31 protein-coding genes, 1 tRNA gene and 2 pseudogenes are annotated in these 25,265 nt (G+C 56.0%); 24 read left to right on the forward strand and 10 right to left on the reverse strand.

Going from position 1 to position 25,265, the window contains the following annotated elements:
- Window positions 1-7 precede the first annotated feature (7 nt).
- The 8 genes from GVL50_RS20130 to GVL50_RS20165 all read left to right on the forward strand — a co-directional run bounded on the left by GVL50_RS20130 (window position 8) and on the right by GVL50_RS20165 (window position 7,625).
- Window positions 8-454 (forward strand): hypothetical protein, encoded by a 447-nt coding sequence (locus tag GVL50_RS20130; RefSeq protein WP_159814876.1) that lies wholly within the window; start codon window positions 8-10, stop codon window positions 452-454.
- Window positions 455-652: 198 nt separating this feature from the next.
- Window positions 653-1,609, forward strand: a complete 957-nt coding sequence (locus tag GVL50_RS20135; RefSeq protein ID WP_159814877.1) for a sugar ABC transporter substrate-binding protein — start codon at window positions 653-655, stop codon at window positions 1,607-1,609.
- A 56-nt stretch (window positions 1,610-1,665) separates the two neighbouring features.
- Window positions 1,666-3,219 carry a sugar ABC transporter ATP-binding protein gene (locus GVL50_RS20140; RefSeq protein ID WP_159814878.1) on the forward strand — a complete coding sequence of 518 codons (1,554 nt, stop codon included), beginning with the start codon at window positions 1,666-1,668 and terminating at the stop codon, window positions 3,217-3,219.
- On the forward strand, window positions 3,216-4,193 hold the full coding sequence (locus GVL50_RS20145) for an ABC transporter permease (RefSeq protein ID WP_053118984.1): 978 nt from the start codon (window positions 3,216-3,218) through the stop codon (window positions 4,191-4,193). The genes GVL50_RS20140 and GVL50_RS20145 overlap by 4 nt, the downstream gene beginning before the upstream one ends.
- Window positions 4,194-4,202: 9 nt before the next feature.
- On the forward strand, window positions 4,203-5,222 hold the full coding sequence (locus GVL50_RS20150; protein WP_159814879.1) for a LacI family DNA-binding transcriptional regulator: 1,020 nt from the start codon (window positions 4,203-4,205) through the stop codon (window positions 5,220-5,222).
- A gap of 24 nt (window positions 5,223-5,246) precedes the next feature.
- Window positions 5,247-6,164 (forward strand): ribokinase, encoded by a 918-nt coding sequence (gene rbsK / locus GVL50_RS20155; RefSeq protein ID WP_159814880.1) that lies wholly within the window; start codon window positions 5,247-5,249, stop codon window positions 6,162-6,164.
- Complete coding sequence (gene rbsD, locus GVL50_RS20160; protein ID WP_053118990.1) at window positions 6,161-6,565, forward strand: D-ribose pyranase; 405 nt, start codon at window positions 6,161-6,163, stop codon at window positions 6,563-6,565. Before rbsK ends, rbsD begins: the two co-directional genes overlap by 4 nt.
- Window positions 6,566-6,596: 31 nt before the next feature.
- A complete protein-coding gene (locus GVL50_RS20165) occupies window positions 6,597-7,625 on the forward strand; it encodes a nucleoside hydrolase (RefSeq protein ID WP_053118992.1) in 1,029 nt (342 codons plus the stop codon).
- 33 nt (window positions 7,626-7,658) lie between these two features.
- Here the strand turns inward: GVL50_RS20165 and GVL50_RS20170 are convergent, their stop codons facing one another.
- Window positions 7,659-7,865, reverse strand: coding sequence for a hypothetical protein (locus GVL50_RS20170; RefSeq protein WP_053118994.1), 207 nt, complete (start codon window positions 7,863-7,865; stop codon window positions 7,659-7,661).
- Window positions 7,866-7,997: 132 nt separating this feature from the next.
- On the opposite strand from GVL50_RS20170, the gene GVL50_RS20175 reads away from it, so the two are divergent.
- The gene (locus tag GVL50_RS20175) at window positions 7,998-8,303 is read left to right on the forward strand and encodes a hypothetical protein (RefSeq protein ID WP_159814881.1); all 306 of its coding nucleotides are present in this window, start codon (window positions 7,998-8,000) and stop codon (window positions 8,301-8,303) included.
- 167 nt (window positions 8,304-8,470) lie between these two features.
- Window positions 8,471-8,788, forward strand: coding sequence for an I78 family peptidase inhibitor (locus GVL50_RS20180; protein WP_159814882.1), 318 nt, complete (start codon window positions 8,471-8,473; stop codon window positions 8,786-8,788).
- A gap of 72 nt (window positions 8,789-8,860) precedes the next feature.
- On the opposite strand, the gene GVL50_RS20185 is transcribed toward GVL50_RS20180, so the two are convergent.
- On the reverse strand, window positions 8,861-9,073 hold the full coding sequence (locus tag GVL50_RS20185) for a cold-shock protein (RefSeq protein ID WP_003179963.1): 213 nt from the start codon (window positions 9,071-9,073) through the stop codon (window positions 8,861-8,863).
- 290 nt (window positions 9,074-9,363) lie between these two features.
- The gene (locus GVL50_RS20190; protein ID WP_159814883.1) at window positions 9,364-9,666 is read right to left on the reverse strand and encodes a hypothetical protein; all 303 of its coding nucleotides are present in this window, start codon (window positions 9,664-9,666) and stop codon (window positions 9,364-9,366) included.
- Between the two features lie 372 nt (window positions 9,667-10,038).
- On the opposite strand from GVL50_RS20190, the gene thrS reads away from it, so the two are divergent.
- The 9 genes from thrS (at window position 10,039) to GVL50_RS20235 (ending at window position 17,492) form a co-directional block, all read left to right on the forward strand.
- Window positions 10,039-11,961: a threonine--tRNA ligase gene (gene thrS, locus GVL50_RS20195; protein ID WP_150705695.1), complete on the forward strand. Its 1,923-nt coding sequence runs from the start codon at window positions 10,039-10,041 to the stop codon at window positions 11,959-11,961.
- Window positions 11,961-12,512 carry a translation initiation factor IF-3 gene (gene infC / locus GVL50_RS20200; RefSeq protein ID WP_170947229.1) on the forward strand — a complete coding sequence of 184 codons (552 nt, stop codon included), beginning with the start codon at window positions 11,961-11,963 and terminating at the stop codon, window positions 12,510-12,512. The genes thrS and infC overlap by 1 nt, the downstream gene beginning before the upstream one ends.
- Window positions 12,513-12,572: 60 nt before the next feature.
- Window positions 12,573-12,767 carry a 50S ribosomal protein L35 gene (gene rpmI / locus GVL50_RS20205; RefSeq protein WP_002553160.1) on the forward strand — a complete coding sequence of 65 codons (195 nt, stop codon included), beginning with the start codon at window positions 12,573-12,575 and terminating at the stop codon, window positions 12,765-12,767.
- Window positions 12,768-12,795: 28 nt separating this feature from the next.
- Window positions 12,796-13,152, forward strand: coding sequence for a 50S ribosomal protein L20 (gene rplT, locus GVL50_RS20210; RefSeq protein ID WP_007913489.1), 357 nt, complete (start codon window positions 12,796-12,798; stop codon window positions 13,150-13,152).
- A 109-nt stretch (window positions 13,153-13,261) separates the two neighbouring features.
- The gene (pheS, locus tag GVL50_RS20215) at window positions 13,262-14,278 is read left to right on the forward strand and encodes a phenylalanine--tRNA ligase subunit alpha (RefSeq protein ID WP_003226365.1); all 1,017 of its coding nucleotides are present in this window, start codon (window positions 13,262-13,264) and stop codon (window positions 14,276-14,278) included.
- 26 nt (window positions 14,279-14,304) lie between these two features.
- Window positions 14,305-16,683: a phenylalanine--tRNA ligase subunit beta gene (gene pheT / locus GVL50_RS20220; protein WP_053119004.1), complete on the forward strand. Its 2,379-nt coding sequence runs from the start codon at window positions 14,305-14,307 to the stop codon at window positions 16,681-16,683.
- Window positions 16,684-16,686: 3 nt separating this feature from the next.
- Window positions 16,687-16,989: an integration host factor subunit alpha gene (ihfA, locus tag GVL50_RS20225; RefSeq protein WP_002553164.1), complete on the forward strand. Its 303-nt coding sequence runs from the start codon at window positions 16,687-16,689 to the stop codon at window positions 16,987-16,989.
- On the forward strand, window positions 16,970-17,326 hold the full coding sequence (locus GVL50_RS20230) for a MerR family transcriptional regulator (RefSeq protein WP_003179985.1): 357 nt from the start codon (window positions 16,970-16,972) through the stop codon (window positions 17,324-17,326). Before ihfA ends, GVL50_RS20230 begins: the two co-directional genes overlap by 20 nt.
- Window positions 17,327-17,415: 89 nt before the next feature.
- A tRNA-Pro gene (locus tag GVL50_RS20235) sits at window positions 17,416-17,492 on the forward strand.
- A gap of 69 nt (window positions 17,493-17,561) precedes the next feature.
- On the opposite strand, the gene GVL50_RS20240 is transcribed toward GVL50_RS20235, so the two are convergent.
- The 4 genes from GVL50_RS20240 to GVL50_RS20250 form a co-directional block, all read right to left on the reverse strand.
- Window positions 17,562-18,725: a tyrosine-type recombinase/integrase gene (locus GVL50_RS20240; RefSeq protein WP_256671909.1), complete on the reverse strand. Its 1,164-nt coding sequence runs from the start codon at window positions 18,723-18,725 to the stop codon at window positions 17,562-17,564.
- Window positions 18,611-19,024, reverse strand: a complete 414-nt coding sequence (locus GVL50_RS29105; protein ID WP_256671902.1) for a hypothetical protein — start codon at window positions 19,022-19,024, stop codon at window positions 18,611-18,613. Before GVL50_RS29105 ends, GVL50_RS20240 begins: the two co-directional genes overlap by 115 nt.
- Window positions 19,025-19,516: 492 nt before the next feature.
- Window positions 19,517-19,771 carry a hypothetical protein gene (locus GVL50_RS20245; RefSeq protein ID WP_159814885.1) on the reverse strand — a complete coding sequence of 85 codons (255 nt, stop codon included), beginning with the start codon at window positions 19,769-19,771 and terminating at the stop codon, window positions 19,517-19,519.
- A 77-nt stretch (window positions 19,772-19,848) separates the two neighbouring features.
- A complete protein-coding gene (locus GVL50_RS20250) occupies window positions 19,849-20,427 on the reverse strand; it encodes a hypothetical protein (RefSeq protein ID WP_159814886.1) in 579 nt (192 codons plus the stop codon).
- A 29-nt stretch (window positions 20,428-20,456) separates the two neighbouring features.
- Here GVL50_RS20250 and GVL50_RS20255 point away from each other — a divergent pair, with 29 nt between their 5' ends.
- Complete coding sequence (locus GVL50_RS20255; protein WP_159814887.1) at window positions 20,457-21,188, forward strand: hypothetical protein; 732 nt, start codon at window positions 20,457-20,459, stop codon at window positions 21,186-21,188.
- 367 nt (window positions 21,189-21,555) lie between these two features.
- Here the strand turns inward: GVL50_RS20255 and GVL50_RS20260 are convergent, their stop codons facing one another.
- A complete protein-coding gene (locus tag GVL50_RS20260; protein WP_159814888.1) occupies window positions 21,556-22,335 on the reverse strand; it encodes a DUF2786 domain-containing protein in 780 nt (259 codons plus the stop codon).
- A gap of 48 nt (window positions 22,336-22,383) precedes the next feature.
- On the opposite strand from GVL50_RS20260, the gene GVL50_RS20265 reads away from it, so the two are divergent.
- Entirely contained in the window at window positions 22,384-23,052 is a 669-nt protein-coding gene (locus tag GVL50_RS20265; protein WP_159814889.1) for a hypothetical protein, read from the forward strand.
- 54 nt (window positions 23,053-23,106) lie between these two features.
- On the opposite strand, the gene GVL50_RS20270 is transcribed toward GVL50_RS20265, so the two are convergent.
- Window positions 23,107-23,391: a hypothetical protein gene (locus GVL50_RS20270; protein ID WP_159814890.1), complete on the reverse strand. Its 285-nt coding sequence runs from the start codon at window positions 23,389-23,391 to the stop codon at window positions 23,107-23,109.
- Window positions 23,392-23,572: 181 nt separating this feature from the next.
- On the opposite strand from GVL50_RS20270, the gene GVL50_RS20275 reads away from it, so the two are divergent.
- Together GVL50_RS20275 and GVL50_RS29110 are read left to right on the forward strand one after the other, a co-directional pair.
- The gene (locus tag GVL50_RS20275) at window positions 23,573-24,427 is read left to right on the forward strand and encodes a putative phage abortive infection protein (protein ID WP_159814891.1); all 855 of its coding nucleotides are present in this window, start codon (window positions 23,573-23,575) and stop codon (window positions 24,425-24,427) included.
- A gap of 325 nt (window positions 24,428-24,752) precedes the next feature.
- Complete coding sequence (locus tag GVL50_RS29110; RefSeq protein WP_256671903.1) at window positions 24,753-24,881, forward strand: hypothetical protein; 129 nt, start codon at window positions 24,753-24,755, stop codon at window positions 24,879-24,881.
- Here the strand turns inward: GVL50_RS29110 and GVL50_RS29115 are convergent.
- Window positions 24,827-24,997: pseudogene (locus GVL50_RS29115) on the reverse strand (Heme peroxidase); the annotation flags it as partial. The gene GVL50_RS29110 and the pseudogene GVL50_RS29115 overlap by 55 nt on opposite strands.
- Here GVL50_RS29115 and GVL50_RS29120 point away from each other — a divergent pair.
- Window positions 24,938-25,265, forward strand: a pseudogene (locus GVL50_RS29120) (hypothetical protein); the annotation flags it as partial. The pseudogenes GVL50_RS29115 and GVL50_RS29120 sit on opposite strands and share 60 nt — an antisense overlap.

A 25,265-nucleotide genomic window follows, 5' to 3' on the forward strand; every position in this document is an offset into this window, starting at 1 on the left:
GTTTCACATGTCACTGACAGTCGGTTTTGCCAACCCCGGCGCGGTCACCATCGGTGGTAAAACGGCGGCAACGATCGATGCGCTGGCCAAAGCGGATGCAGAAGCGTCACCCAATGCAGTGGGCAAGGAAGAGGCTGATAGCAAAACGGTGAGAACCGGCGGGCCGGCGCAGGAAGAGAGCAAGGCTGAAAGCGGCGGCAATCAAAGCGTCACCATAAAACTGCTGCTCAAGCGCATGCAGGAACTGCAAAAGCAGTTGCAGGAACAGCAGCAGCAACTAGCCGCCGCGCAAGCCGCTAAGTATCCAACTCCGGAAGCCAAGACTACCGCAGTCATGTCGATTCAGGGGCAGATCGCCGATACCAACGCAGCGCTTATGGAGGTGGCGGCCAGCTTGGTCAAAGAGATGGCCAAGGGTTCGAGCACCGGCAGCGTGGTCAATACCACGGCATGAGACGAGGGCGAGTCCGATGACTTGCCCTGCCGCAAAATACTGATTTCTGTTTATTGACAAATGTCGGCGGGATTCGCATAGTTCGGTCTACGCAAACGTTTGCGCGACTTTATCGGCTGGTTTCCCTTGTAGGGAAGACCACGCAGCTTACGCCAGCGCAACCTTTGCTCACAATAATCATAAGATCGGAGTGAACCCATGAAGCTGCCATTCGCTGGACGTCTTCTTGCTGTCGCTATGCTGGCTGCCACCGCCGCCGCGCTACCTGTCTCCTCGGCGTTCGCCGAATCTGTCGAAAAACCTAAAGTCGCACTGGTCATGAAATCCCTGGCCAACGAATTCTTCCTGACCATGGAAGACGGCGCCAAGGCCTACCAGAAAGAACACTCCGCCGATTTCGATCTGATCTCCAACGGCATCAAAGATGAAACCGATACCGCCGGCCAGACGCGCATCGTCGAGCAGATGATTCTCGCCAAGGTCAACGCATTGGTGATCGCGCCTTCTGACTCCAAGGCCATGGTGCCGGTGATCAAGAAAGCCGTCGACGCCGGTATTACCGTGATCAACATCGATAATCAACTTGATCCGGCAATCGTCAAAAGCAAAAACATCAGCGTGCCTTTCGTAGGCCCGGATAACCGTAAAGGCGCGCGTCTGGTCGGTGAATACCTGGCCAAGCAGCTCAAGGCCGGTGACGAAGTCGGCATTATTGAAGGTGTGTCGACGACCACCAACGCCCAGCAACGAACCGCGGGCTTCAAGGACGCGATGGACGCGGCGCAGATCAAAGTGGTGTCGCTGCAATCCGGCGACTGGGAAATCGACAAGGGCAACAAGGTTGCCGCCTCGATCCTCAGCGAATACCCGGACGTCAAAGCACTGCTGGCCGGTAACGACAGCATGGCCGTTGGCGCCGTTTCCGCCGTACGTGCCGCCGGCAAGGCTGGTCAGGTGCAGGTCGTTGGTTACGACAACATCAACGCGATCAAGCCGATGCTGAAGGACGGTCGTGTGCTCGCCACTGCTGATCAATACGCTGCCAAACAAGCTGTATTCGGCATCGAGACTGCGCTGAAAATCATCAAAGGCGAGAAAGTCGACAGCGGCCCGAATGGCGTGATCGAAACGCCGGTCGAGCTGGTCACCAAGTAAGTCTTCTGGCGGCACAACGGCGCTCGTCCGTCCGGGCGAGCGCATGGAGAGTTTTTATGTCAGTTTCCGCCCCGAACGCTGTCCTCTCGGTCAGCGGTATCGGTAAGACCTATGCGCAACCGGTGCTGACCGGCATCGAGTTGACGCTGATGCGCGGTGAAGTGCTGGCGCTGACCGGCGAGAATGGCGCCGGCAAAAGCACCTTGTCGAAAATCATTGGCGGACTGGTCACTCCGACCACCGGCCAGATGCAGTTTCAGGGCAAGGACTATCGCCCGGGCAGTCGTACTCAGGCCGAAGAGCTTGGCGTGCGCATGGTCATGCAAGAACTCAATTTGTTGCCGACCTTGTCGGTGGCGGAGAACCTGTTTCTCGACAACTTGCCGAGCAACGGTGGCTGGATCAGTCGCAAGCAACTGCGTAAAGCGGCGATCGAAGCGATGGCGCAAGTCGGCCTCGACGCGATCGACCCGGACACACTGGTCGGCGAGCTGGGCATCGGCCATCAGCAGATGGTTGAAATCGCCCGCAACCTGATCGGCGATTGCCATGTGCTGATTCTCGATGAGCCGACCGCGATGCTGACGGCGCGCGAAGTCGAAATGCTTTTTGAGCAGATCACCCGATTGCAGGCGCGCGGCGTCTCGATCATCTACATTTCCCATCGCCTCGAAGAGCTTGCCCGTGTGGCGCAGCGCATCGCCGTGCTGCGTGACGGCAATCTGGTCTGCGTCGAGCCGATGGCCAATTACAACAGCGAGCAACTGGTCACGCTGATGGTCGGCCGCGAGCTGGGCGAGCATATTGATATGGGCGCGCGCAATATTGGCGCGCCAGCGTTGACGGTCACCGGCCTGACTCGCTCCGACAAGGTTCGCGATGTTTCCTTCGAAGTGCGCGCCGGCGAGATCTACGGGATTTCCGGATTGATCGGGGCAGGGCGCACGGAATTGCTGCGGCTGATCTTCGGTGCGGATCTGGCCGACAGCGGCACCATCGCCCTCGGTTCGCCCGCCAAAGTAGTCAGCGTGCGTTCGCCGGTTGATGCGGTGCGCAACGGTATCGCGCTGATCACCGAAGATCGCAAGGGCGAAGGTCTGCTGCTCAGTCAGTCGATCAGCGCCAACATCGCACTGGGCAACATGCCGGAAATTTCCAGTGGCGGCGTCGTTAATAACAGCGATGAAATCGCCTTGGCCAAGCGTCAGATCGACGCCATGCGCATCCGCAGTTCGAGCCCGACACAGCTTGTTTCAGAGTTGTCCGGTGGCAACCAGCAGAAGGTCGTGATCGGCCGTTGGCTGGAGCGCGATTGCTCGGTACTGCTGTTCGACGAGCCAACCCGAGGCATCGACGTCGGCGCCAAATTCGACATTTATGCATTGCTCGGCGAACTGACTCGCCAAGGCAAAGCGCTGGTGGTGGTCTCCAGCGATCTGCGTGAGTTGATGCTGATCTGCGACCGCATCGGTGTGCTGTCGGCGGGGCGCCTGATCGACACCTTCGAGCGTGACAGCTGGACTCAGGATGATTTGCTTGCCGCCGCATTCGCCGGCTACCAAAAACGTGATGCGTTGCTCAACGAAGCGGCGCCTAGGGATCTCCCATGAAAACTGCATCTCCTGCCAGCAAACGTAGTGGCAATTTCTACGGTCTGGGCACTTATCTGGGCCTGGCCGGGGCCTTGCTGGCGATGATTGCGCTGTTCTCGGTCTTGAGCAGCCATTTTCTGTCCTATAACACTTTCAGCACTTTGGCCAACCAGATTCCGGACTTGATGGTGCTGGCGGTCGGCATGACGTTCGTGCTGATCATCGGCGGCATCGACCTCTCAGTGGGCTCGGTGCTGGCGCTGGCGGCGTCGACGGTCAGCGTGGCGATTCTCGGCTGGGGCTGGGGTGTGTTGCCTTCGGCGTTGCTCGGCATGGCAGTGGCAGCACTGGCCGGTACCGTCACCGGTTCGATCACCGTGGCCTGGCGCATTCCGTCGTTCATCGTCTCCCTCGGTGTGCTGGAAATGGCTCGGGGTCTGGCCTATCAGATGACCGGGTCGCGCACCGCGTACATTGGTGACTCGTTCGCCTGGCTGTCGAATCCGGTGGCGTTCGGTATCTCGCCGTCGTTCATCATTGCCTTGCTGGTGATCATCATTGCCCAAGCAGTTTTGACCCGCACCGTGTTCGGTCGCTACCTGATCGGCATCGGCACCAACGAAGAGGCCGTGCGCCTCGCCGGGATCAATCCGAAGCCGTACAAGATTCTGGTGTTCAGCCTGATGGGGTTGCTGGCCGGTATCGCGGCGCTGTTTCAGATTTCGCGACTGGAAGCGGCGGATCCGAACGCCGGTTCTGGCCTTGAGCTGCAAGTGATTGCGGCCGTGGTCATCGGCGGCACCAGCCTGATGGGCGGACGCGGTTCGGTGATCAGCACGTTCTTTGGCGTATTGATCATCTCGGTGCTGGCGGCCGGTCTGGCGCAGATTGGCGCGAGCGAGCCGACCAAGCGCATCATCACCGGTGCGGTGATCGTCATTGCCGTGGTGCTCGACACTTATCGCAGTCAACGCGCCAGTCGACGGGGCTGAGAAAGACTTATGGCAACGATCAAGGATGTGGCGGCGCTCGCGGGGATTTCCTACACGACCGTGTCCCATGTGGTGAACAAAACCCGGCCAGTCAGCCAGGAAGTGCGGCTGAAAGTCGAGGCGGCGATCAAGAGCCTCGACTACGTGCCGAGTGCCGTGGCGCGCTCACTGAAAGCCAAAACCACTGCGACCATCGGCCTGTTGGTGCCGAATAGTCTCAACCCGTACTTCGCCGAGCTGGCGCGGGGCATCGAGGATTATTGCGAGCGTAACGGCTACTGCGTGATCCTCTGCAACTCCGACGACAACCCGGAAAAGCAGCGCAGTTATTTACGCGTGCTGCTGGAAAAACGCATCGACGGTTTGATCGTCGCCTCCGCCGGGGGTGACAGCGGTCTGGCGCAAGGCTTGGCCGGTGTTAAAACGCCGATGGTCATCGTCGACCGGGGACTGGACGGTGTCGACGCGGATCTGGTGCGCATCGACCACGAATACGGCGCTTACCTCGCGACTCGCCACCTGTTGGAATTGGGCCATCGCGACATCGCCACCATCGGTGGGCCGGCGACTACCAGCGTGGCGCAGATGCGTCAGGCCGGTTATTGCCGAGCGCTGAAAGAGGCCGGTATCGAAGTCCGGCAGGAACGCATGCTGGAAAGCGATTTCACCAGCACCGGCGGCTACAACGCGGCGGCGATCCTATTGGAAAACAATCCGCCGAGCGCGATTTTCGCCGGTAACGACATGATCGGTATCGGCGTGTTGCGCGCGGCGGCTGAGCGCAACGTGCGCGTGCCGAGCGAGTTGTCGGTGATCGGCTTCGACGATATTCAGATGAGCCGTTACGTGTACCCGGCGCTGACCACCGTCGGCCAGTCGATCCTGCAACTGGGCGAGATGGCGGCCGAAGTACTGCTGCGAAGGATTGCCACCCCGAATCTGGGCACCGATCAACGCATCGTGACCCCGAGTATTGTCCTGCGCGAATCGACAGCGCCGCTGTCCGGCGTGTTCACCGAATACCGCTGAAACCGAATTGACGAGTAGTGATGTATGCCAGCAAATGTAGTGGTAATAGGCAGCCTGAACATGGATCTGGTGACCCGGGCGCCACGCCTTCCCGTCGGCGGTGAAACGCTGATCGGTCATTCCTTCGCCACGGTTTCCGGCGGCAAGGGTGCCAATCAGGCCGTCGCTGCTGCCCGGTTGGGCGCGCAGGTGGCGATGGTCGGTTGCGTGGGCAGCGATGACTATGGCGTGCAATTGCGCGACGCCTTGCTGGCCGAGCAGATCGATTACCAGGCAGTGAGTGTCGTTGAGGATTCCAGCGGTGTGGCGTTGATCGTGGTCGATGACAACAGTCAGAACGCCATCGTTATCGTCGCCGGGGCCAATGGCGCGATGACGCCTGCGGTGATCGACCAGTTCGATGCGGTGTTGCAGGCGGCCGACGTGGTCATCTGCCAACTGGAAATTCCCGACGCAACCGTGGGCCATGCGCTCAAACGTGCCCGCGCACTCGGTAAAACCGTGATCCTCAATCCGGCACCGGCTAGCCGCCCGCTGCCCGCTGACTGGTTCACCGCCATTGATTACCTGATTCCCAATGAAAGCGAAGCGACCGCGTTGAGTGGATTGCCGGTGGACTCGCTGGAGTCCGCAGAAAAAGCGGCCAGCCACCTGATCGCCATGGGCGCGGGCAAAGTCATCATCACCCTCGGCGCGCAAGGTTCGCTGTTCGCCAATGGTCAAAGCTTCGAGCATTTCCCGGCGCCGAAGGTGAAAGCCGTCGACACCACGGCAGCGGGGGACACCTTTGTCGGTGGTTTCGCCGCTGCGCTGGCCGCTGGCAAGTCCGAGGCCGAAGCGATTCGCTACGGGCAGATTGCCGCCGCGCTGTCGGTCACTCGCGCTGGCGCGCAACCGTCCATTCCCACCCAATCCGACGTACAGGCGTTTAAACCCGCATGAAAAAGACTCCTCTGCTCAACGTCGCCCTGTCGCGATTGATCGCCTCCCTGGGCCATGGCGACATGGTAGTCATTGGTGACGCCGGGCTGCCGGTGCCGCCGGGTGTCGAGCTGATCGATCTGGCGCTGACCCATGGCGTGCCGGATTTCGTCAGCACGTTGAAAGTCGTGCTCAGCGAGATGCAGGTGGAAAGCCATGCGCTGGCTAAAGAAATTTTCGACAAGCAACCGACGGCGCTCAGTACGCTGGACGCGTTGAACGAAGAGGGCGCTTTGGGGCGCCGCGATCTGCTCAGTCATGAGCAATTCAAGGTTCTTAGCCGACAGGCGCGAGCGATTGTTCGTACGGGCGAATGCCAGCCGTACTGCAACATCGTGCTGGTCGCCGGGGTCACCTTCTAACTTTTGATTTCACCAGCACAAGGAATGCGCCATGCAACGCTATGCTCAGAAACTGCACCATTTGCTCCGGAGTCTGCTGCTTTTGTCCGTCATCACTGCCACCGGCGCTCAGGCGGCGGAAAAAATCGACCTGATCATCGACACCGACCCGGGTGCTGACGACGTGGTCGCTTTGCTGTTCGCACTGGCCTCGCCAGAAGAACTGAACATTCGCGCGCTGACCACCGTTGCCGGCAACGTGCGTCTCGACAAAACCTCGCGTAATGCACGTCTGGCTCGCGAGTGGGCAGGTCGCGAGGATGTGCCGGTTTACGCCGGTGCACCAAAGCCGCTGATGCGCACGCCGATCTACGCCGAAAACATCCATGGCAAGGAAGGCCTGTCGGGTGTCACCGTGCATGAGCCGAAAAAAGGCCTGGCGCAAGGCAATGCTGTCAACTACTTGATCGATACCCTGAAGAGCGCCAAGCCGCACAGCATTACCATCGCCATGCTCGGCCCGCAGACCAACCTGGCTCTGGCGCTGATCCAGGAGCCCGAGATTGTGCAGGGCATCAAGGAAGTGGTGATCATGGGCGGTGCGCACTTCAATGGCGGCAATATCACCCCGGTGGCCGAATTCAACCTGTTTGCCGATCCGCAAGCGGCTGAAGTGGTACTCAAAAGCGGCGTGAAACTGACCTACTTGCCGCTGGACGTGACCCACAAGATCCTCACCAGCGACGCACGCCTGAAGCAGATCGCTGCGCTCAACAACAATGCGAGCAAGATTGTTGGCGACATCCTCAACGAGTACATCAAAGGCGACATGGAGCATTACGGCATCCCGGGTGGCCCGGTGCATGACGCTACCGTCATCGCTTACCTGCTCAAGCCTGAGCTGTTCACCGGTCGTTCGGTGAATGTCGTGGTTGATAGTCGTGAAGGCCCGACTTTCGGCCAGACCGTTGTTGACTGGTATGACGGCCTGAAAGCGCCGAAGAATGCCTTCTGGGTTGAAAACGGTGACGCTCAGGGCTTCTTCGACTTGCTGACCGAGCGCCTGAAGCGCTTGAAATAAGTCTTAAGCCCGCAGGTGCAAGCCTGCGGGTGTTTACCCTTTCTCTGCGTGCTCGACCTGTTCGCTCGGGTAACGCTCAAAAATCTGCTTGATGAATTGCTTGGCCGCTTCCGTGCCCAGCTCTTTGACCAATAAATCGATCCCGATCAGCGCCAATTCTTCCGTCGTCCCCGGACTATAGGAGCTGTGTCCGTCTGCCCATTTGGCTTTGATGTCGGCGTCGATGCTGATGGTGGTCATGAGGTGCGCTCGAAAAGTCGGGAAGTCTGTGTGCCGAGTTAACCATTTTGTCGGGCGTTTGGCACTGCGACTTAGGCATGAGCGGAGCGCTATGCGACACTTGGTCTTTTCCGGCTTTCCAAGGATCGTGCTGTGCAGATCGATTTGAATACCCCTGACGGCCTTACGCTCGACGCGGTGCGCCAGTTGCTCGCTTCAGCCAGTGATGACGAACATACGCAACTGCGCGTAACCAAGGGCGGCATCGCTTACCTTTCTTCGGGTATTACCGGTGGGCAGGACATCGACGGCTTGTTGTTTCGCCTTGAAACCTGGGCCAAGGGCTCGGGCTATGTGGGCAATGTCGCGGCCAGTGATGAGGTCTGGGTGATGCAGATTTTCAACGCGCTCAAGGACAACTGGCCGAATCCGCCGTTTGACTACATCGACGTCTATTGAGCGCCGTTAATATTCAGTCACGATTGATTGATGAAGTCATGAACGCCGCTCAGGCACACTCGGCGTTTTTCCGATCGTGGGGCAGGGTGATGGCATCGCCCGTGAAACCAAACGCCGGAATGGCGGTCGCACGATCTCAGCTTAACTTTTTGAAATAAGGAGGCTTCATGCCTTTGAAGTTCGCGACACTGGGTGCACTTATGGCCGCTGCCATGTTGGCCGGTTGCAGCACGACCTCCAGCGAGTCGGCAAAGGATACCGTGGCGACCGAAGCCGGTCACAGCCGCTGTGATGCTTCGGCAGCGCAATTCACCATCGGCAAGAAAGCCTCGCCGGAACTGCTGGAGCAAGCCCGCACCAAAGCAGGCGCGCAGAATGCCCGCTTCCTCAAGCCGAACGACATGATCACGCTTGAGTACCGTTCCGATCGCTTGAACCTCAACACCGACAACAACCTGGTGATCACCCGCGTCAACTGCGGCTAATTTCACAAGGCTTTTGTTGCAGGCATAAAAAACCCCGTCACATGGACGGGGTTTTTTTAGTGCGCCGAGAAATTACTCTGGGCGAACCTGTGCAGCTTGCATACCCTTTTGGCCTTTCTCAGCCACGAAGGAGACGGTCTGGCCTTCTTTCAGGCTTTTGAAACCGTCGGATTCGATAGCTTTGAAGTGTACGAACAGGTCGTCACCGCCACCTTGAGGAGTGATGAAGCCGAAGCCTTTTTCATCGTTGAACCATTTAACGGTGCCGGTTTGGCGATTAGACATGGTGTATCTCCAAGAAACATATATTTTCAGTAGTGCTGTGCTGCTCAGGCCAACTGGGCACACCGGAGTATCATAGTCGAAATGTTCGCTTTGGTAGCCCCCCGGACGTGCTGTTTGCCAATCAGTCGTGTTTTCTTTACTGCCTGTTTCGGCTGAAAGCCCCGGTTTACAAGGGTTTGCGCGGAACGTAAAGACAATAAAAAAACCTGTAAAACCTGCATAAATCCTCCGAAAAGGCTCAAATTCAGCCCTTTTTAGAGGCGCTGAGTCGATTCAAAAGACTTTTTTGATCACTTTTTCACCGGTGTATTTGCCTTGCATTTGGCGATTTGGCCCAGCGCTTTCTGCTGCAATTCAGGGGTCGCCTTGTTGTCCATCAGCGCCTGAATGTCGCTGGCCGGATAAGACTTGATGGCGTCAGCGCCGCAAGCACAATGAGATTTCGCTGCCGCAGCACCGATTTGTTGGGTCGCAGCCTGAGTGCACTGTGCCATGTACTTCTCGCGCTCGCCCTTCGGCCAATCGGCGTGGGCAGTCAACGGCAGCAGCATAACGATAGGGGCGACGACGGCGAACAGGGTATTCAGACGCATGCGAGGATGCTCCTTGTGGGTCAATGTCTTGTTATCTGAGGGCTGAAAGGCCGATCAAGTTCAGCACTCTGGCATAAAAACGGACGATTTGCCTTCTGATCAAACAGAGGCATAAGTGACCGCTCATCTGTGCTAGCATGCCAGGCTCAAGCGTTCTCAGGCGCCGGATGACCTACAGTCCCGGACGCGGTCAACGTGCGAATATTTCTGATTTGAATCCCAGTCACTCTGGTTCGGTTTTCCGGTTGGCCGCAAGGCTCCTGCCGCTGTAAGGCAGGCGTTCGTCATTGAATGGCCTGGATCGGATCTTGTACTGGCTCATCCCAACCCACGTGACCTTTGGTAGGGGTCACCACTAGGAGAGGAGGCGCCATGCCAACTATTACTCTTCCCGACGGCAGTCAACGTTCATTCGATCACCCGGTTTCCGTAGCCGAGGTCGCCGCATCCATTGGTGCTGGCCTGGCCAAAGCCACACTGGCCGGCAAGGTCAATGGTCAACTGGTCGACGCCAGCGACATCATCAGCAGCGACGCGACCCTGCAAATCATTACGCCAAAGGATGAAGAGGGGCTGGAGATCATTCGCCACTCTTGCGCTCACCTGGTGGGGCATGCGGTCAAGCAGCTGTACCCGACTGCAAAAATGGTGATCGGCCCGGTCATCGACGAAGGCTTCTATTACGACATCGCCTTCGAACGTCCTTTCACTCCGGACGACATGGCTGCGATCGAACAGCGTATGCAGCAGCTGATCGAGAAAGATTACGACGTCATCAAGAAAGTCACTCCGCGCGCCGAAGTGATCGAAGTGTTCAAGGCCCGCGGCGAAGACTACAAGCTGCGTCTGGTCGAGGACATGCCGAACGAACAGACCATGGGTCTGTACTATCACGAAGAATACGTCGACATGTGCCGCGGCCCGCACGTGCCGAACACTCGCTTCCTGAAATCCTTCAAACTGACCAAGTTGTCGGGCGCCTACTGGCGTGGCGACGCCAAGAACGAGCAATTGCAGCGCGTTTACGGCACCGCTTGGGCAGACAAGAAGCAGCTGGCGGCTTACATCCAGCGCATCGAAGAAGCTGAAAAACGCGATCACCGCAAGATCGGCAAGCGTCTGGGCCTGTTCCACACCCAGGAAGAATCCCCGGGCATGGTGTTCTGGCACCCGAACGGCTGGACTCTGTACCAGGTGCTCGAGCAGTACATGCGCAAGATCCAGCGTGACAACGGCTACCTTGAGATCAAAACCCCTCAAGTCGTTGACCGCAGCCTCTGGGAGAAATCCGGGCACTGGGCCAACTACGCCGACAACATGTTTACCACGCAGTCGGAAAACCGCGACTACGCCATCAAGCCGATGAACTGCCCATGCCACGTGCAGGTCTTCAACCAAGGCCTGAAGAGCTACCGCGAGCTGCCGATGCGTCTGGCAGAGTTCGGTGCCTGCCACCGTAACGAGCCGTCGGGTGCGCTGCACGGCATCATGCGTGTGCGTGCGTTCACTCAGGACGACGCCCACATCTTCTGCACCGAAGAGCAGATGCAAGCCGAATCCGCTGCATTCATCAAGCTGACCATGGACGTTTATCGCGACTTCGGCTTCACCGACGTCGAAATGAAACTGTCCACTCGTCCGGAAAAACGCGTCGGTTCCGACGAGCTGTGGGATCGCGCTGAAGCCGCATTGGCTGCAGCCCTTGATTCTGCGGGCCTGCCGTACGATCTGCAGCCGGGTGAGGGTGCGTTCTACGGACCGAAGATCGAGTTTTCGCTAAAAGATTGCCTCGGTCGTGTCTGGCAATGTGGTACCTTGCAGCTCGATTTTAACCTGCCTGTCCGTTTGGGCGCTGAATACGTCTCCGAAGACAACAGCCGCAAACACCCAGTGATGTTGCACCGTGCGATCCTCGGTTCCTTTGAGCGTTTCGTCGGTATTTTGATCGAGCACTATGAAGGTGCATTCCCTGCGTGGCTCGCGCCGACCCAGGCGGTGATCATGAATATCACTGATAAACAGGCAGATTTTGTTGCAGAAGTTGAAAAAACTCTCAACGAAAGCGGATTTCGTGCCAAGTCCGACTTGAGAAATGAAAAGATCGGCTTTAAAATCCGCGAGCATACTTTGCTCAAGGTTCCCTATCTCTTGGTAATCGGAGATAAGGAAGTCGAGATGCAGACTGTCGCTGTGCGTACTCGTGAAGGTGCTGACCTGGGCTCGATGCCCGTCGCCCAGTTCGCTGAGTTTCTCGCGCAAGCGGTTTCCCGGCGTGGTCGCCCAGATTCGGAGTAATTATTATTAAGCGTGAAATGAGACAAGATAAACGAGCTGCACCGAAAGCCCCGATCAACGAGAATATCTCGGCACGCGAGGTTCGGTTAATTGGGGCTGAAGGTGAACAGCTTGGGATTGTGTCAATTGAAGACGCGCTTCTTAAGGCTGAAGAGGCCAAACTGGATTTGGTGGAAATTTCCGCCGATGCAGTACCCCCTGTTTGCAAACTGATGGACTACGGCAAATCGATCTTCGAGAAGAAGAAGCAGGTTGCCGCGGCCAAGAAAAACCAGAAGCAGATTCAGGTTAAAGAAATCAAGTTTCGTCCAGGGACGGAGGAAGGGGATTACCAGGTAAAACTGCGCAACCTGGTACGTTTCCTGAGTGATGGGGACAGGGCCAAGGTATCCTTGCGATTCCGCGGCCGTGAGATGGCCCACCAGGAGCTGGGGATGGAACTCCTCAAGCGGGTTGAAGCTGACCTGCTCGAGTACGGTTCGGTCGAACAGCATCCTAAGATGGAAGGACGCCAGCTGATCATGGTCATCGCCCCGAAAAAGAAGAAGTAATCAACAGGGCACGGCAGGCCTTCTGATTATGTTTATCAACTGAATGCGGAGTATCCGAACATGCCAAAAATGAAAACCAAAAGTGGTGCTGCTAAGCGGTTTCTGAAAACTGCTAACGGTATCAAGCACAAGCACGCTTTCAAGAGCCACATCCTGACTAAAATGTCGACCAAGCGTAAGCGTCAACTGCGCGGTAGCAGCTTGCTGCATCCGTCTGACGTGGCAAAAGTCGAGCGCATGCTGCGCCTTCGTTAATTTTAGTCAAGAATAGAGGAAGTAACTCATGGCTCGTGTAAAGCGTGGCGTCATTGCCCGTAAGCGTCACAAAAAAATTCTGAAACTTGCTAAAGGCTACTACGGTGCACGTTCGCGCGTATTCCGTGTTGCCAAGCAAGCGGTAATCAAGGCAGGCCAATACGCCTACCGTGACCGTCGTCAGAAAAAACGTCAGTTCCGCGCTCTGTGGATCGCTCGTATCAACGCTGGTGCTCGTGTTAACGGTCTGTCCTACAGCCGTTTCATCGCTGGCCTGAAAAAAGCGTCCATCGAGATCGACCGTAAGGTTCTGGCTGATCTGGCAGTGAACGAAAAAGCGGTGTTTGCTGCGATTGTCGAGAAAGCTAAAGCCACCTTGGCTTAAGTACCCCCGACAATCACCCGGCCTCACTTCCGTGGGGTCAGGTGGTAAACGTCTTAAATAGGGGAAGAGCCTTCAAGCTCTTCCCCTATTTTGTATCTGGAGTCTGTACATGGAAAACCTGGATGCGCTGGTCTCTCAAGCACTAGAGGCTGTGCAAAGCGCTGAAGATATCAATGCCCTGGAGCAAATCCGGGTTCAATACCTTGGCAAAAAGGGTGAATTGACTCAGGTGATGAAGACCCTGGGGAATTTGCCGGCAGAAGAGCGTCCGCAAGTCGGCGCCCTGATCAACGTTGCCAAGGAACGTGTAACAGGCGTTCTCAATGCGCGCATGGCCTTGTTTGAAGAAGCCGAACTGGCTGCCAAACTGTCCGCCGAATCCATTGACGTGACATTGCCGGGCCGTGGCCAGACCTCCGGTGGTCTGCATCCGGTTACCCGCACTCTGGAGCGTGTTGAACAGTTCTTCACCCGCATCGGCTACGGCATTGCCGAAGGCCCTGAGGTCGAAGACGACTATCACAACTTTGAAGCGCTCAACATCCCAGGCCACCACCCGGCCCGGTCGATGCATGACACCTTCTATTTCAACGCCAACATGTTGCTGCGCACCCATACCTCGCCGGTACAGGTTCGCACCATGGAATCGAAGCAGCCGCCGATCCGCATCGTCTGCCCAGGTCGCGTGTATCGCAGCGACTCCGATATCACCCACTCGCCGATGTTCCACCAGGTCGAAGGCCTGCTGGTTGATCGCGACATCAATTTTGCCGATCTCAAAGGCACCATCGAAGAATTCCTGCGGGTGTTCTTCGAGAAAGAACTGGCCGTACGTTTCCGTCCTTCGTACTTCCCGTTCACCGAGCCATCCGCTGAAGTCGACATGGAATGCGTGATGTGCAGCGGTAAAGGCTGCCGCGTCTGCAAGCAGACCGGCTGGCTGGAAGTGATGGGCTGCGGCATGGTTCACCCGAACGTGCTGCGCATGTCCGGCATCGATCCGGAAGAGTTCTCCGGCTTTGCCTTCGGCATGGGCGTCGAGCGTCTGGCCATGCTCCGTTACGGCGTGAACGACTTGCGTCTGTTCTTCGACAACGACTTGCGGTTCCTCGCGCAATTTCGCTAGTCGTAACGAATTCTTAGGAGAGCAGGATGAAATTCAGTGAACAATGGCTGCGTGGCTGGGTTAGCCCGCAGGTAGATCGCGATGAGCTGGTTGCTCGTCTGTCGATGGCCGGTCTTGAGGTCGATAGCGTTACGCCGGCCGCCGGTGTATTCAGCGGCGTGGTTGTGGGCGAGGTGCTGAGCACCGAGCAACACCCTGATGCCGACAAATTGCGCGTTTGCCAGGTCAGCAATGGCGCGGAAACCTTTCAGGTCGTGTGCGGTGCGCCAAATGTGCGTCCGGGCCTGAAGATTCCGTTCGCCATGATCGGTGCCGAACTGCCGGGCGACTTCAAAATCAAGAAAGCCAAACTGCGTGGCGTTGAGTCCAACGGCATGCTCTGCTCGCAAGCCGAGCTGCAGGTTGGTGAAGGCAACGACGGTCTGATGGAACTGCCGGCCGATGCGCCAGTGGGCGAAGATTTCCGCGTGTACCTGGATCTGGAAGACGCCAGCATCGAGGTTGACCTGACCCCGAACCGTGGCGACTGCCTGTCCCTGGCTGGTCTGGCCCGTGAAGTTGGCGCGCTGTATGACGCTCCGGTCACCCGTCCAGTAGTGCCGGCCGTAGCTGCCGTGCACGACGAAGTGCGTTCGGTCGAAGTGTTGGCGCCGGCTGCATGCCCGCGTTACCTCGGTCGCGTGATTCGTAACGTCGACCTGTCCAAGCCTACGCCGCTGTGGATGGTTGAGCGTCTGCGTCGTGCCGACGTGCGCAGCATCGACGCTGCCGTCGACATCACTAACTACGTGATGCTCGAGCTGGGTCAGCCGCTGCACGCTTTCGATCTCGCTGAAATCAATGGCGGCATCCGTGTGCGCATGGCGGAAGAGGGCGAGAAGCTGGTACTGCTCGACGGTCAGGAAGTCAGCCTGCGTAGCGATACGCTGGTGATTGCCGACCACACTCGCGCTCTGGCGATTGCCGGTGTGATGGGTGGCGAGCACAGCGGTGTTTCCGCGACCACTCGCGACGTGTTTCTGGAAAGTGCTTTCTTCGACCAGATCGCTGTGGCGGGCAAGGCTCGTTCCTATGGTCTGCACACCGATGCCTCGCACCGCTACGAGCGTGGCGTTGACTGGCAACTGGCCCGTGAAGCCATGGAGCGCGCCACTGGCCTGCTGCTGGAAATCACTGGCGGCGAAGCCGGCCCGATCATCGAGACCGTCAGCGAGCAGCACCTGCCGTCGATCGCGCCGATCACCCTGCGTTCGCAGCGCATCACTCAGATGCTCGGCATGGAAATGGATTCGGCTCAGGTTGAGCGTCTGCTCAGCGGCCTGGGTCTGGGCATTACCGCCGACGGCGCTGACCAATGGCGTGTAGAAGTGCCAAGCCATCGCTTCGACATCAGCCTTGAAGTCGATCTGATCGAAGAGCTGGCTCGCCTGTACGGTTACAACCGTCTGCCAGTTCGTTACCCGCAAGCGCGTCTCGCGCCGCAAGCCAAGGCTGAAGCGCGTAGCGATCTGCCGGAACTGCGTCGTCTGCTGGTGGCTCGTGGTTATCAGGAAGCGATTACTTACAGCTTCATCGATCCTCGTCAGTTCGAACTGTTCAATCCGGGCGTTGAGCCACTGTTGCTGGCCAATCCGATCTCCAACGACATGGCCGCCATGCGCTCGTCGCTGTGGCCGGGTCTGGTCAAAGCGCTGCAGCACAACCTCAATCGTCAGCAAGATCGCGTGCGTCTGTTCGAAAGCGGTCTGCGCTTCGTCGGTCAGCTCGAAGGTTTGAAGCAAGAGCCGATGTTGTCGGGTGTTGTCTGCGGTAGCCGTCTTCCGGAAGGCTGGGCACAAGGTCGCGACACCATCGACTTCTTCGACGTCAAAGCTGACGTGGAAGCAGTACTGGGCTTCGCCGGTGCCTTGGATTCGTTCACTTTCGCACCGGGCAAACACCCGGCGCTGCACCCGGGTCAAACCGCGCGCATCGAGCGAGAAGGGCGTGAAGTCGGTTTCATCGGCGCCATTCACCCGGAATTGTCGAAAGCCTTGGGTCTGGATCGTCCAGTCTTCGTTTTCGAGCTGGTTCTGGCTGAAGTGGCACTTGGTAAAATGCCGAAATTCCACGAGTTGTCGCGCTTTCCTGAGGTGCGTCGTGACCTTGCATTAATTGCACACAAAGACGTCGCGGCCTCGGCAGTACTGGACGTAATCCGTGAAAATGCAGGCGAATGGCTCACAGATCTCAGGCTGTTTGACGTATATCAGGGTAAAGGCATTGATCCTGATAGAAAAAGCCTCGCAGTTGGCTTGACCTGGCAGCATCCATCGCGCACTCTTAATGACGATGAGGTGAATTCGACGACGCAAAATATCCTCACCTCGCTCGAACAAAGGTTGAACGCCACGTTAAGGAAGTGACGTATGGGGGCTTTGACGAAAGCTGAGATGGCGGAACGTCTGTATGAAGAGCTGGGCCTGAACAAGCGGGAAGCCAAGGAATTGGTAGAACTGTTTTTCGAGGAAATCAGGCACGCTCTTGAAGACAACGAGCAGGTCAAATTGTCCGGTTTCGGCAATTTCGACCTTCGGGACAAACGCCAGCGGCCTGGCCGCAACCCGAAAACGGGGGAAGAAATCCCGATCACGGCTCGCCGTGTGGTCACCTTTCGTCCAGGGCAGAAGTTGAAGGCCCGAGTTGAGGCTTATGCTGGAACCAAGTCATAACGACGAACTACCCGTCATCCCGGGCAAACGCTACTTCACCATCGGTGAAGTCAGCGAGCTGTGTGCCGTAAAGCCACACGTGCTGCGCTACTGGGAGCAGGAGTTTCCTCAACTCAACCCCGTCAAACGCCGCGGAAACCGCCGGTATTATCAGCGCCAGGACGTGCTGATGATCCGGCAAATCCGCGCGCTCCTTTACGATCAAGGTTTCACCATAGGCGGCGCACGCTTGCGCCTGTCCGGCGATGAAGCCAAAGACGACACCACCCAATACAAACAGATGATTCGCCAGATGATTGCCGAGTTGGAAGACGTGCTGGTGGTTCTCAAGAAATAAAAAGCTGCTTTTGAATACTTCCAGTTTTCAAAAGCTTGCGATATATTCTTGAGCGCTCTTCGAGGTGAAGGGTGAGATGAAAAACCAGTCGGGGCGTAGCGCAGTCCGGTAGCGCACTAGCATGGGGTGCTAGGGGTCGAGTGTTCGAATCACTCCGTCCCGACCATATAATTCAATGACTTAGCCCAACTCTAGCCAGTTGGGCTTTTTCATTGGTGGGGAGTTTTTCGGGACTTCATCCAGTTTTCCTTTTCAGTATGGTCAGTACCGGCCCACGTGAGTCTGTTGCTGATACCATATTTGCAGCCTCGATCAGATGCCCGAGTTCAGCGCCCGAGTAGTGACTGGTGATGCTGCCATTCTTGTGTCCCAATAAAGCCTTTCGGTCTTCCTGAGTGACACCAGCCGCCCGAAGGCGACGACCAAATGTGTGCTTCAAATCGTGCACCCTGATGGATGCATACCCTAGATGAGCGGGGCGAAGGTTTTCCTGCTGCCAGCGTTTCGCCGCTCTCACCCGCGCCTTTTTCCACGCCGAGTCGTTCATGCGATGAAGCGCGTTACCGTTGTATGGAAAAACCCAGTCCTTACTCAGGCCTCGCTGTTTGTCGATGATCGACTTGGCCACGGTATTGAGCACGACCAATCGCTCGTCGCCGTTCTTCACGCCTGATCGCTCGTTGCGCCCGCCGAAGTCTGACGGGATCAGGAACACGCTGGTGCCAAGTTCTGGCACCGATATCTCCCAGTCCCACCTCAATTTGCAGACCTCTTGCTCGCGACATCCTGTGTTCACCTTGAACAAGGCCATCGTTTGCAGGTGAGCCGGCAACTCGCCAAAAAGTATCGACTGCTCGTCCCATGTCATGGGGTAGGGCTCGCGAACCTTTTTCTTCAAGTCCAGCTTCGCAAGCATCGGCACCGAATCGAGCCATGGCCTGCGTTCTTCATCCCGCCACTTCCTTGCACAAAGCGAAAGAACCCGAATTACCCGTTCGATTGAGATGTTGATCGTACGAGGTGCCACCGGCTTTAATTGCTTCCCGCACGGCAACACCATTCCCTTCAAACGATCCTTCACGAACGGCTCAAGTGCCTGGTCATCGATGTGGGTCAATGGCAGGTCTTTGAGATATGGGTGCAAGTGCTTCAGGTGGTGCGCCGTCAGTTTGATTGACGGCTGATCCTTGCTCTCGATCAAAAACCTCGTTGCTGCTTCTTCCCAAGTTCGGGTTCGGCGCACGCCATACACCTTTTGCTGCCGAAGCTGCTCAAGGCGATGAATCAGGTACTGCTCTGCTTCTTGCCTGTCACCAGTTCCAGTGCTTTCTCGAAGTCGCTCACCTCGGAAAACCTTGTCGATTTGCCAGACTCCACCTTTCTGGTAGAGACCGGAGATCGCTTTTCTCGCCATGGTTTGCCTCCTTTGGCTTCACCCTGGCGCTCGCTGCGGGGGTGATTGTTGTCCTGATTCACCGCCTTTTCAACCGACTTGCGCTCGACGTAGGCGTCCGCCCATTCATCAAGCTCAATCCGGTCGAACGCCACGCCTTGTTTCCCGATCGGGAATTCCCGAACGCTTGGGCGAACTGTTTTGTTGAATTCGTCCCGGCACATGCCGAGGTAACCAGGAGCATCGCCAAACCTGATGAAGCGCGGTTGAATGCTGCTGGCCTTTGCCGCTGTGGCGTTTGCCATGAGGTGATGCTCCATGCCGCGCGTGGCGGCAGAAGGTGGTGAGGAGTTAATCCCGGCCCTTGCCGCTATAGCGGCTGACTTTGAAGGGGAGCGGGTTGTGGTTTAGGATCGCGCTACGTTGGCCGATATCTGAGTACGCTGATTTGAAAACTAACTGAATGGAGTATTAGGTTTGAGAGCGGTCGATCGAGTTATGGGGTTTTTGACGCGCTGTCAGTATTGGTTGCTCTTGCTCATGACCACGGCCTCGCTTCTAAACGTCTGTATTCGGTTCATTGGAGATTGGAAGAGTTTTTGGACTGTGCTTCTTATTCAGGTGTTTTTTGGTCAAGCAGTGTTCGCATTTATAAGGGGAGCAGCCATTCACATTGCGCCTGGCGGACGTCTTTCCAAGGACGCGGATCCAGTTGGCCGCGCTGGATTAGCGGCATTTTCACTCGCAGTTTATTTTTTAGCTTTTGGTTACGAGCCTACAAAGCAAGAACAATCAATCTATGAGAAAAGAGCCTCGGATTGGACAATGCCTGCGCGCGAAGAGATTGGCAGGTCGGCTGAGCAGCAGTAATTGATGGTGGTGCATGCTGCTGATCCTTCCGCAGGTCTAACGGTCAAACCCTGCTCCGGTACCCAGGTCTTGCACTTGTCGCCGTCACCCTCGTCGAAGTCGGGCATATACGGATGTTGGAACGAACCCATTTCGTCGCGCACGACTGGTGCTGGCTGGATCAATTTGATTTCTTCAGGCATGACTTCGTCCTTGCCGCTATAGAGGCTGACTTTGAAGGAGGAGGGAGTAGATTTGCGGCAGGAGTACAGATGTACTCTTATCGAGATTCGGCTGTTTCGATGGCTGGGTGTGTGGCGTTCCAGCGCTCGAAAGCCTCCTGAGTAGTTGCGGCTTCGATCTTCTCGTCGCAGGTGTAGCAGTGGGCAACGCCGCCGGCCGCGCCGACATCGCGGTGACCTTTCTTGCACGGGTTCATATGCCAGTCATCATCCTTTACGGAGTCTGGTTCTGGATATTCAGGGCGCTCAGGCGGATAAGCTGGTGCCGTCATCGCCTGGTCAATGGCAGCGCGGAGGTTCTCGCTGTAGTTCTCGCCGATGACGCGCTCGAACGGCTTATCCATCCAGTGGCCGACGACTTCGATGTTGATGCTGCTGTCGCCAGCGTCGCCGTTGGGGCTGCTGTCGAAGCGGATGTCCCAGCAGTTCGATTCCAGCGAATCCAGCCGGTGCTTGTCTCTCTCCAGCTCATCAATCTGCTGATCCGCTGCGTTCAGGCGCAGTTGCATGGCGTCACGTTCTTTGATCGCGGTCGCATGCTTGTCGCGCCAGTGCAACACCGCGTCAAGTTCTTCAACTGCTGTGACGGGTGCGTTCGGTTTGTTTTCTGTGGGCATGGGTCTGGTATCTCCACGATGCTGGCATAATGCGTACTCACCTACTGCGGCAGGGCGCCATGAGAACGGATTGGGTTGTATGGATTGGTTGTGTTTCACTTTTCGTGACAGGAGTAATCTGGGGCCGGGTTCCGATTCCGACCGATTTTTTTAAAGTTGAAGATGTCCATGACCTGTTTGAAATTGCTGGTGCCGGCGCAACGGTGTTAGCGGTATGTCTAGCTGCGGCAGGGCTCAACGCATGGAAACTACAAATTCTGGCCACCTCAGATCACGATTTGGCAAGAAGAGCATCTATTGCGTTACACACTTATCTGGCAGCAGTTATACGTGCCAGCCAGGTTGCCGAATTTCTGGAGGTAAGGGTTGCATCCGAAATCGGAAAAGGCGGGATAAAACCACATCAAACAGATGGCATTCGACGTGAGCTTGAGCGCCTTGAGTCGGCGATTGAAAGTCTTAAAGCTTTGTCCCTAGAGTGCAAAATTGTTTGGGGAGAGCGGGTGTTTCTGAAGTTTAAGAGTGTGCTTCTTCCAGGCGAAAAATACTCTGAGTGCATCGAAGGGTATCTGCTCTGGTCTAGCGGCGACACCTCAAATGCCGCCAAAGATGCGCTTGCAGAGCAAATTACTGACGCGTTCAATTATGTGATTCCTATAGTTGGCACAGGGAAAGCTAGCGTTGAGAAGGCTATGGATCATGCCCTCTCGCCGCTGTTCTCGGAGATCCAAAGAAAGTTTATTAAGAGAAGCACTTCGTGACGTTCTAGAACAAATCCGCCCACCTTACACGCCTCTTCGGTGGCTACCTCGATTGCCATTCCAAACAGTTCAAATATGCCCGTGGAGTTGCTCCAGACAGCCGAATACCTCGCCGGCTGGCGTGATTTGCACAAATGGAGTATCTGTGAAGCTTGGTGACACTGAGCAGTGACAGGTATGAGCGGGAAAACCGATGTTCAGGCGTTACGGCTGACCGGCTACGAGGTTGTTCGCTTGCTCAGCCTTCCTGATGAGCAGTTGGATGCCGAGGTAGAAGACGGGCTTCGTCTGATTGCTGATCTTGCTCGGTGGCGTGAGATGCTTGCGGCGTCGGTATCGGGGGGGTATCGAAATAGGTGAGGGCGGCTCATGTGCTTGCGGATAGGGCCAGAATTTCGTTGCCGCCCCGCGTAATGCCTGCGTGCAGTTCTACTTTGCTGCCGGCAAGTATCCCAGCGATCTGGGCGTTAATATCCAGCTCGACGCCCTTTCTTTTCCGCGACTCTCTGATGTCCTGAGTCGCAAGGTATTCGCTTATTAATGCCTTGTCCTGCGCTTGAACCGCAATGAGGTCTTGCCCAGTGCCGGGATGTCCGGCTGAGTCGTCTTCACCTTGAGGCACGAGCCCTTTCAGCTTCGTTTGAACCTCCCAGACCCACCCCAGTGCGAAGTGATCGCCCGCAGTTTCTGCCGAATACTCACTGCGCCGAACTCCAGACCTGACTGCTGAACAGTATTCCTTGCGCGCTTGGGTGAGCTTGGTGTGCAGTGACTCATACGCATACAGGGCGATGTTCTGAGCGGGAGAAACGCCGACGAATGTCGCGCACTCGATGACTTGTTCTTTCGCAGAACTCCACTTCCTGCGCCGCAGGGTCGTGCAGTTGAATGCATCTGCTACGGCGATGCTCAGTTGCTGATCCCATGCCGGCCGACGCTTTACGCGGTGAAGTTCCGACTCGACTTCACCGACGTCGCTCAACTTCACATCCATTTCTGTCAGCCTGTACTCGCGCATCAGGGCCTGTGCCTGCCGGAGCGCCGTGGCGGCCTCGTTCTCGTTGGTGCTCTGGGCCAGTGCCAAGCAGTGCTTGATCTTACGGATCGCGCGCTCGAGTTTCTTTTCGTCGATCTGTTTTGCGGACATAGAGGGGCCTCGCCGGGTATATTTGGCTGTTTAGAGGGGGGAGCTATGATGTTGAATGATTATGGAAAGAGCCTTTTTAAACCCTGGCTTTCGGTTTCCAACGTTGTTCTGGGTTTGTCAGCACTTTTTGTTTTAGTTCTTTTGGTTAAGCGGTCGGAGCTCACTAGCGGTGAGTTGGCTAGCTGGGTTCAGGCAGTGGGTTCAATACTCGCTATAGTTGGCGCATTGGCTGTAGGGCGCAGCCAGAGCGCTACGCAAAACGCCGTAGCTGTGGAGCAAATTAACCATCAAATAGCCGCCAAAAAGCAGGAAGTGACTGATCGTGCAATAGCATTTTTGGCAGTCGTTGATTGCGCCGCAACGTTGTGCAATGCAATTTACGAAACTGTTGCCGAGGATCAGTCGATAGAAATGATGAAAGCTGTTTGGAATACTCATCTTAAAGAAGTTACCCAAGCTAACCTTCATGCACTTCGTGGAATACCAGTGTATGAGCTTGGTTCGTATGAATTAGTTGTCGCTCATGGAACCGTACTCGCCACGTTCGTTAAGTTCATCAGCGAAACGGAGATTGTTGTGGCTGGAGGACAGAGTATGGATTTTCCGGAAAATATGGGGCCATTGGAGGGAATGAAGCAACAGAATGCTTTAATGCAGGCGGGTTTTGGAACTTTTAAAGATGCTCATGAAGCGAAACACGGGAAACTACTAGAGTAGACTTCACTCTGATTTGTTTCGTCGAAGTGACTCATCGTTACAGATGCGAACGGCTTAGCGATCATGAGCAAGTTTCAATTTCCTCGACACGTTTTCGGATATCACGTATTCGTGTCGCGGCGGCGTGAGTAGGGGAAGAGCGCCGCCCGGGCCAAGGCCGTGTAGATGATGAATCATCAGCGTAATTGCTTCGCCCTGTTCTTCAATGCCGCTCCACGCCATCAGATCAACAAGTGCTTGGCGTGTGCCAGCCATCGCGTGAAATCTGATTTCCTCTTCGCCGCGCTCCTTCCTTTTCGCCGCGGCTTTCGCTGAGCGATCTGCATTGCTCTTGGCCATGGCCTACCTCTTCAATACCGCTGGCTGGCAAGTCCAGCCAGGTCTGTCGGCCGCACGGTTGATGTTTCGTCTCACGCAGCCATCTCAAAAAGCCAGAGGCAGCCCGGAAGCCTATGGTGGCAATTTGTTTTCGGTTGGCGTATATCGGGGATCCGGCATGGAGCCGCATTAAGGCGTAAAAATGAAACGAGATTTTATGGTAGTGTTGACTATTGCATTGGTTTTTCTATTCGTGCTTGGGGGCTACGCCCTTTATTATTGGTTTTTATTCTCCGGCTTCCCTATAGCCGCTGATGATTCTGGTGCGCTTATTGGTATAAGGTCTGGTACGTTTGGAGACGCGTTCGGAACTCTAAATGCTTTATTTTCAGGATTGGCATTTGCTGGTGTGGTAGTCACTCTTTATCTTCAGCGAAAGGATATAAAAAATAGTCAAGAGCAAGTTGAGAGGCAGCAGGTTGAAGCTGCTCGACAGCAAGAAGAGTCGCAGTTTTATAATATGCTAGGCTTGCAACAAAGTGTGGTTCGTGGCTTTGATGTGGTAAAAATTCACTTTGATACAATCGGAAATACTACGCGCCCAGACTCAATAACAGGGAGGGATTGTTTTAGGACGTGGGCCTTGCAACTAAAACGTGCTTATAAAGAGCTCGAAAATGCATTGGATGACGATGATGTGGATTTTACAATCGATGCTTACGACTTGGTTTGGAATAAGCATCGCGGGGATTTAAGTATTTATTTTAGAAGTTTGTATAGTCTCTTTAAATTTTGCTCTCGTTGCAAATATGCCGATAGTCGGTGGCTTGGTACAGTGGTGCGATCTTTAATTTCTGATTACGAGTTGGTAATGATTTTTTATAATTGCCTTTCGCTTCGAGGTGCTAAATTTAAAAATTTTGCAAATGAATTTGCGTTGTTTGACAACTTGGATCCGAAGCTTTTGCTCAGTATCTCTCACGTTTTGCGGCTCGACAGAGAGGCTTATGGGCGAAATGAAGATGTATTGAAAATTTTTGCAAACAGTGACTCATAGATCTTATCGCTTGGGCCAAGTATTTTTAATAAGTAAAGTCATCACGAAAAACCTCCTGCGACATGTTTTCGTGTTCTCTGCTTAACGTGGAGCTTGATCGGATAGAGCGGTGCGGCGCCTTTCAGCGTGCGCAGTTCTATTCCTGTCTTCGCGCAGAACTCCATTCGGATGACGTTATTGGCAAGTTCGCAAATGGGGATACACGTGCGGTTGTTTCGTCCCCCACCGCCAGTCGTAGGAAGCTTGGCCGTCCCTTCCACTCCGAGGTGCTGGTGAACTTGATTGGGGCAGGCTTCGGCAATTCGATCCGCCCGCCGGCGGCCAGGTGCTGAGCGATTCGTTCAGCGATCGACTCGGCGTCGGGTCGGTGCTGCTCGACGAGGTTGAGGTGGTTGCTAATCATGCCGCCGCCCTGACCAGCTTCACGCCGGCCATGCTGAATTCGCTGCCCTGAGAGGCAACCAGCGCGTCGAGGTTTTCCCAATTCACGGTCAGCACCGAAATAGGGGCTTGGCCGTAGGCAACCGCCTTGATGAGCGCTTCCAGATCGAACACTTCCGCCTGCAGATTTATGCACTGGCGCCCATGCAGGGTTACGTCAAGGATTCAGCAGACGCCCTGCGTGCGCTGGTCAATCAGTTTGGCGACAAGCTGGCCGCACTGGGCACGACTGGCAACTACGACATCTTGCCCGTAGCCAAAGGCGGAACTGGCGCCACCACTGCGGGCAATGCCCTCGAAAATCTTGGATTTAATGCCGGTACGCTGTATCCCAAATTTGGCGGGGTTGTCCTCCTGGCTGCGGCAGGCGGATACAGCGTTCAAGGCGGCTATTTGG

Origin of the sequence: Pseudomonas sp. 18058, from assembly GCF_902706155.1 — a bacterium.
In the GTDB taxonomy this organism is placed as follows: domain Bacteria; phylum Pseudomonadota; class Gammaproteobacteria; order Pseudomonadales; family Pseudomonadaceae; genus Aquipseudomonas; species Aquipseudomonas rustica.

Coding starts and splice junctions, on each gene's coding strand:
- GVL50_RS20180 (WP_159814882.1), top strand. CDS start 8,471: ATGCCTTTGAAGTTCGCGACACTGGGTGCACTTATGGCCGCTGCCATG.
- GVL50_RS29105 (WP_256671902.1), bottom strand. CDS start 19,024: ATGGCAAACGCCACAGCGGCAAAGGCCAGCAGCATTCAACCGCGCTTC.
- pheS (WP_003226365.1), top strand. CDS start 13,262: ATGGAAAACCTGGATGCGCTGGTCTCTCAAGCACTAGAGGCTGTGCAA.
- rbsD (WP_053118990.1), top strand. CDS start 6,161: ATGAAAAAGACTCCTCTGCTCAACGTCGCCCTGTCGCGATTGATCGCC.
- GVL50_RS20260 (WP_159814888.1), bottom strand. CDS start 22,335: ATGTCCGCAAAACAGATCGACGAAAAGAAACTCGAGCGCGCGATCCGT.
- GVL50_RS20140 (WP_159814878.1), top strand. CDS start 1,666: ATGTCAGTTTCCGCCCCGAACGCTGTCCTCTCGGTCAGCGGTATCGGT.
- GVL50_RS20250 (WP_159814886.1), bottom strand. CDS start 20,427: ATGCCCACAGAAAACAAACCGAACGCACCCGTCACAGCAGTTGAAGAA.
- GVL50_RS20185 (WP_003179963.1), bottom strand. CDS start 9,073: ATGTCTAATCGCCAAACCGGCACCGTTAAATGGTTCAACGATGAAAAA.
- GVL50_RS20145 (WP_053118984.1), top strand. CDS start 3,216: ATGAAAACTGCATCTCCTGCCAGCAAACGTAGTGGCAATTTCTACGGT.
- GVL50_RS20230 (WP_003179985.1), top strand. CDS start 16,970: ATGCTGGAACCAAGTCATAACGACGAACTACCCGTCATCCCGGGCAAA.
- GVL50_RS20190 (WP_159814883.1), bottom strand. CDS start 9,666: ATGCGTCTGAATACCCTGTTCGCCGTCGTCGCCCCTATCGTTATGCTG.
- GVL50_RS20255 (WP_159814887.1), top strand. CDS start 20,457: ATGCGTACTCACCTACTGCGGCAGGGCGCCATGAGAACGGATTGGGTT.
- GVL50_RS20170 (WP_053118994.1), bottom strand. CDS start 7,865: ATGACCACCATCAGCATCGACGCCGACATCAAAGCCAAATGGGCAGAC.
- GVL50_RS20150 (WP_159814879.1), top strand. CDS start 4,203: ATGGCAACGATCAAGGATGTGGCGGCGCTCGCGGGGATTTCCTACACG.
- GVL50_RS20135 (WP_159814877.1), top strand. CDS start 653: ATGAAGCTGCCATTCGCTGGACGTCTTCTTGCTGTCGCTATGCTGGCT.
- GVL50_RS20265 (WP_159814889.1), top strand. CDS start 22,384: ATGTTGAATGATTATGGAAAGAGCCTTTTTAAACCCTGGCTTTCGGTT.
- rplT (WP_007913489.1), top strand. CDS start 12,796: ATGGCTCGTGTAAAGCGTGGCGTCATTGCCCGTAAGCGTCACAAAAAA.
- ihfA (WP_002553164.1), top strand. CDS start 16,687: ATGGGGGCTTTGACGAAAGCTGAGATGGCGGAACGTCTGTATGAAGAG.
- GVL50_RS20275 (WP_159814891.1), top strand. CDS start 23,573: ATGAAACGAGATTTTATGGTAGTGTTGACTATTGCATTGGTTTTTCTA.
- GVL50_RS20245 (WP_159814885.1), bottom strand. CDS start 19,771: ATGCCTGAAGAAATCAAATTGATCCAGCCAGCACCAGTCGTGCGCGAC.
- GVL50_RS20130 (WP_159814876.1), top strand. CDS start 8: ATGTCACTGACAGTCGGTTTTGCCAACCCCGGCGCGGTCACCATCGGT.
- GVL50_RS20270 (WP_159814890.1), bottom strand. CDS start 23,391: ATGGCCAAGAGCAATGCAGATCGCTCAGCGAAAGCCGCGGCGAAAAGG.
- pheT (WP_053119004.1), top strand. CDS start 14,305: ATGAAATTCAGTGAACAATGGCTGCGTGGCTGGGTTAGCCCGCAGGTA.
- GVL50_RS20165 (WP_053118992.1), top strand. CDS start 6,597: ATGCAACGCTATGCTCAGAAACTGCACCATTTGCTCCGGAGTCTGCTG.
- thrS (WP_150705695.1), top strand. CDS start 10,039: ATGCCAACTATTACTCTTCCCGACGGCAGTCAACGTTCATTCGATCAC.
- rpmI (WP_002553160.1), top strand. CDS start 12,573: ATGCCAAAAATGAAAACCAAAAGTGGTGCTGCTAAGCGGTTTCTGAAA.
- rbsK (WP_159814880.1), top strand. CDS start 5,247: ATGCCAGCAAATGTAGTGGTAATAGGCAGCCTGAACATGGATCTGGTG.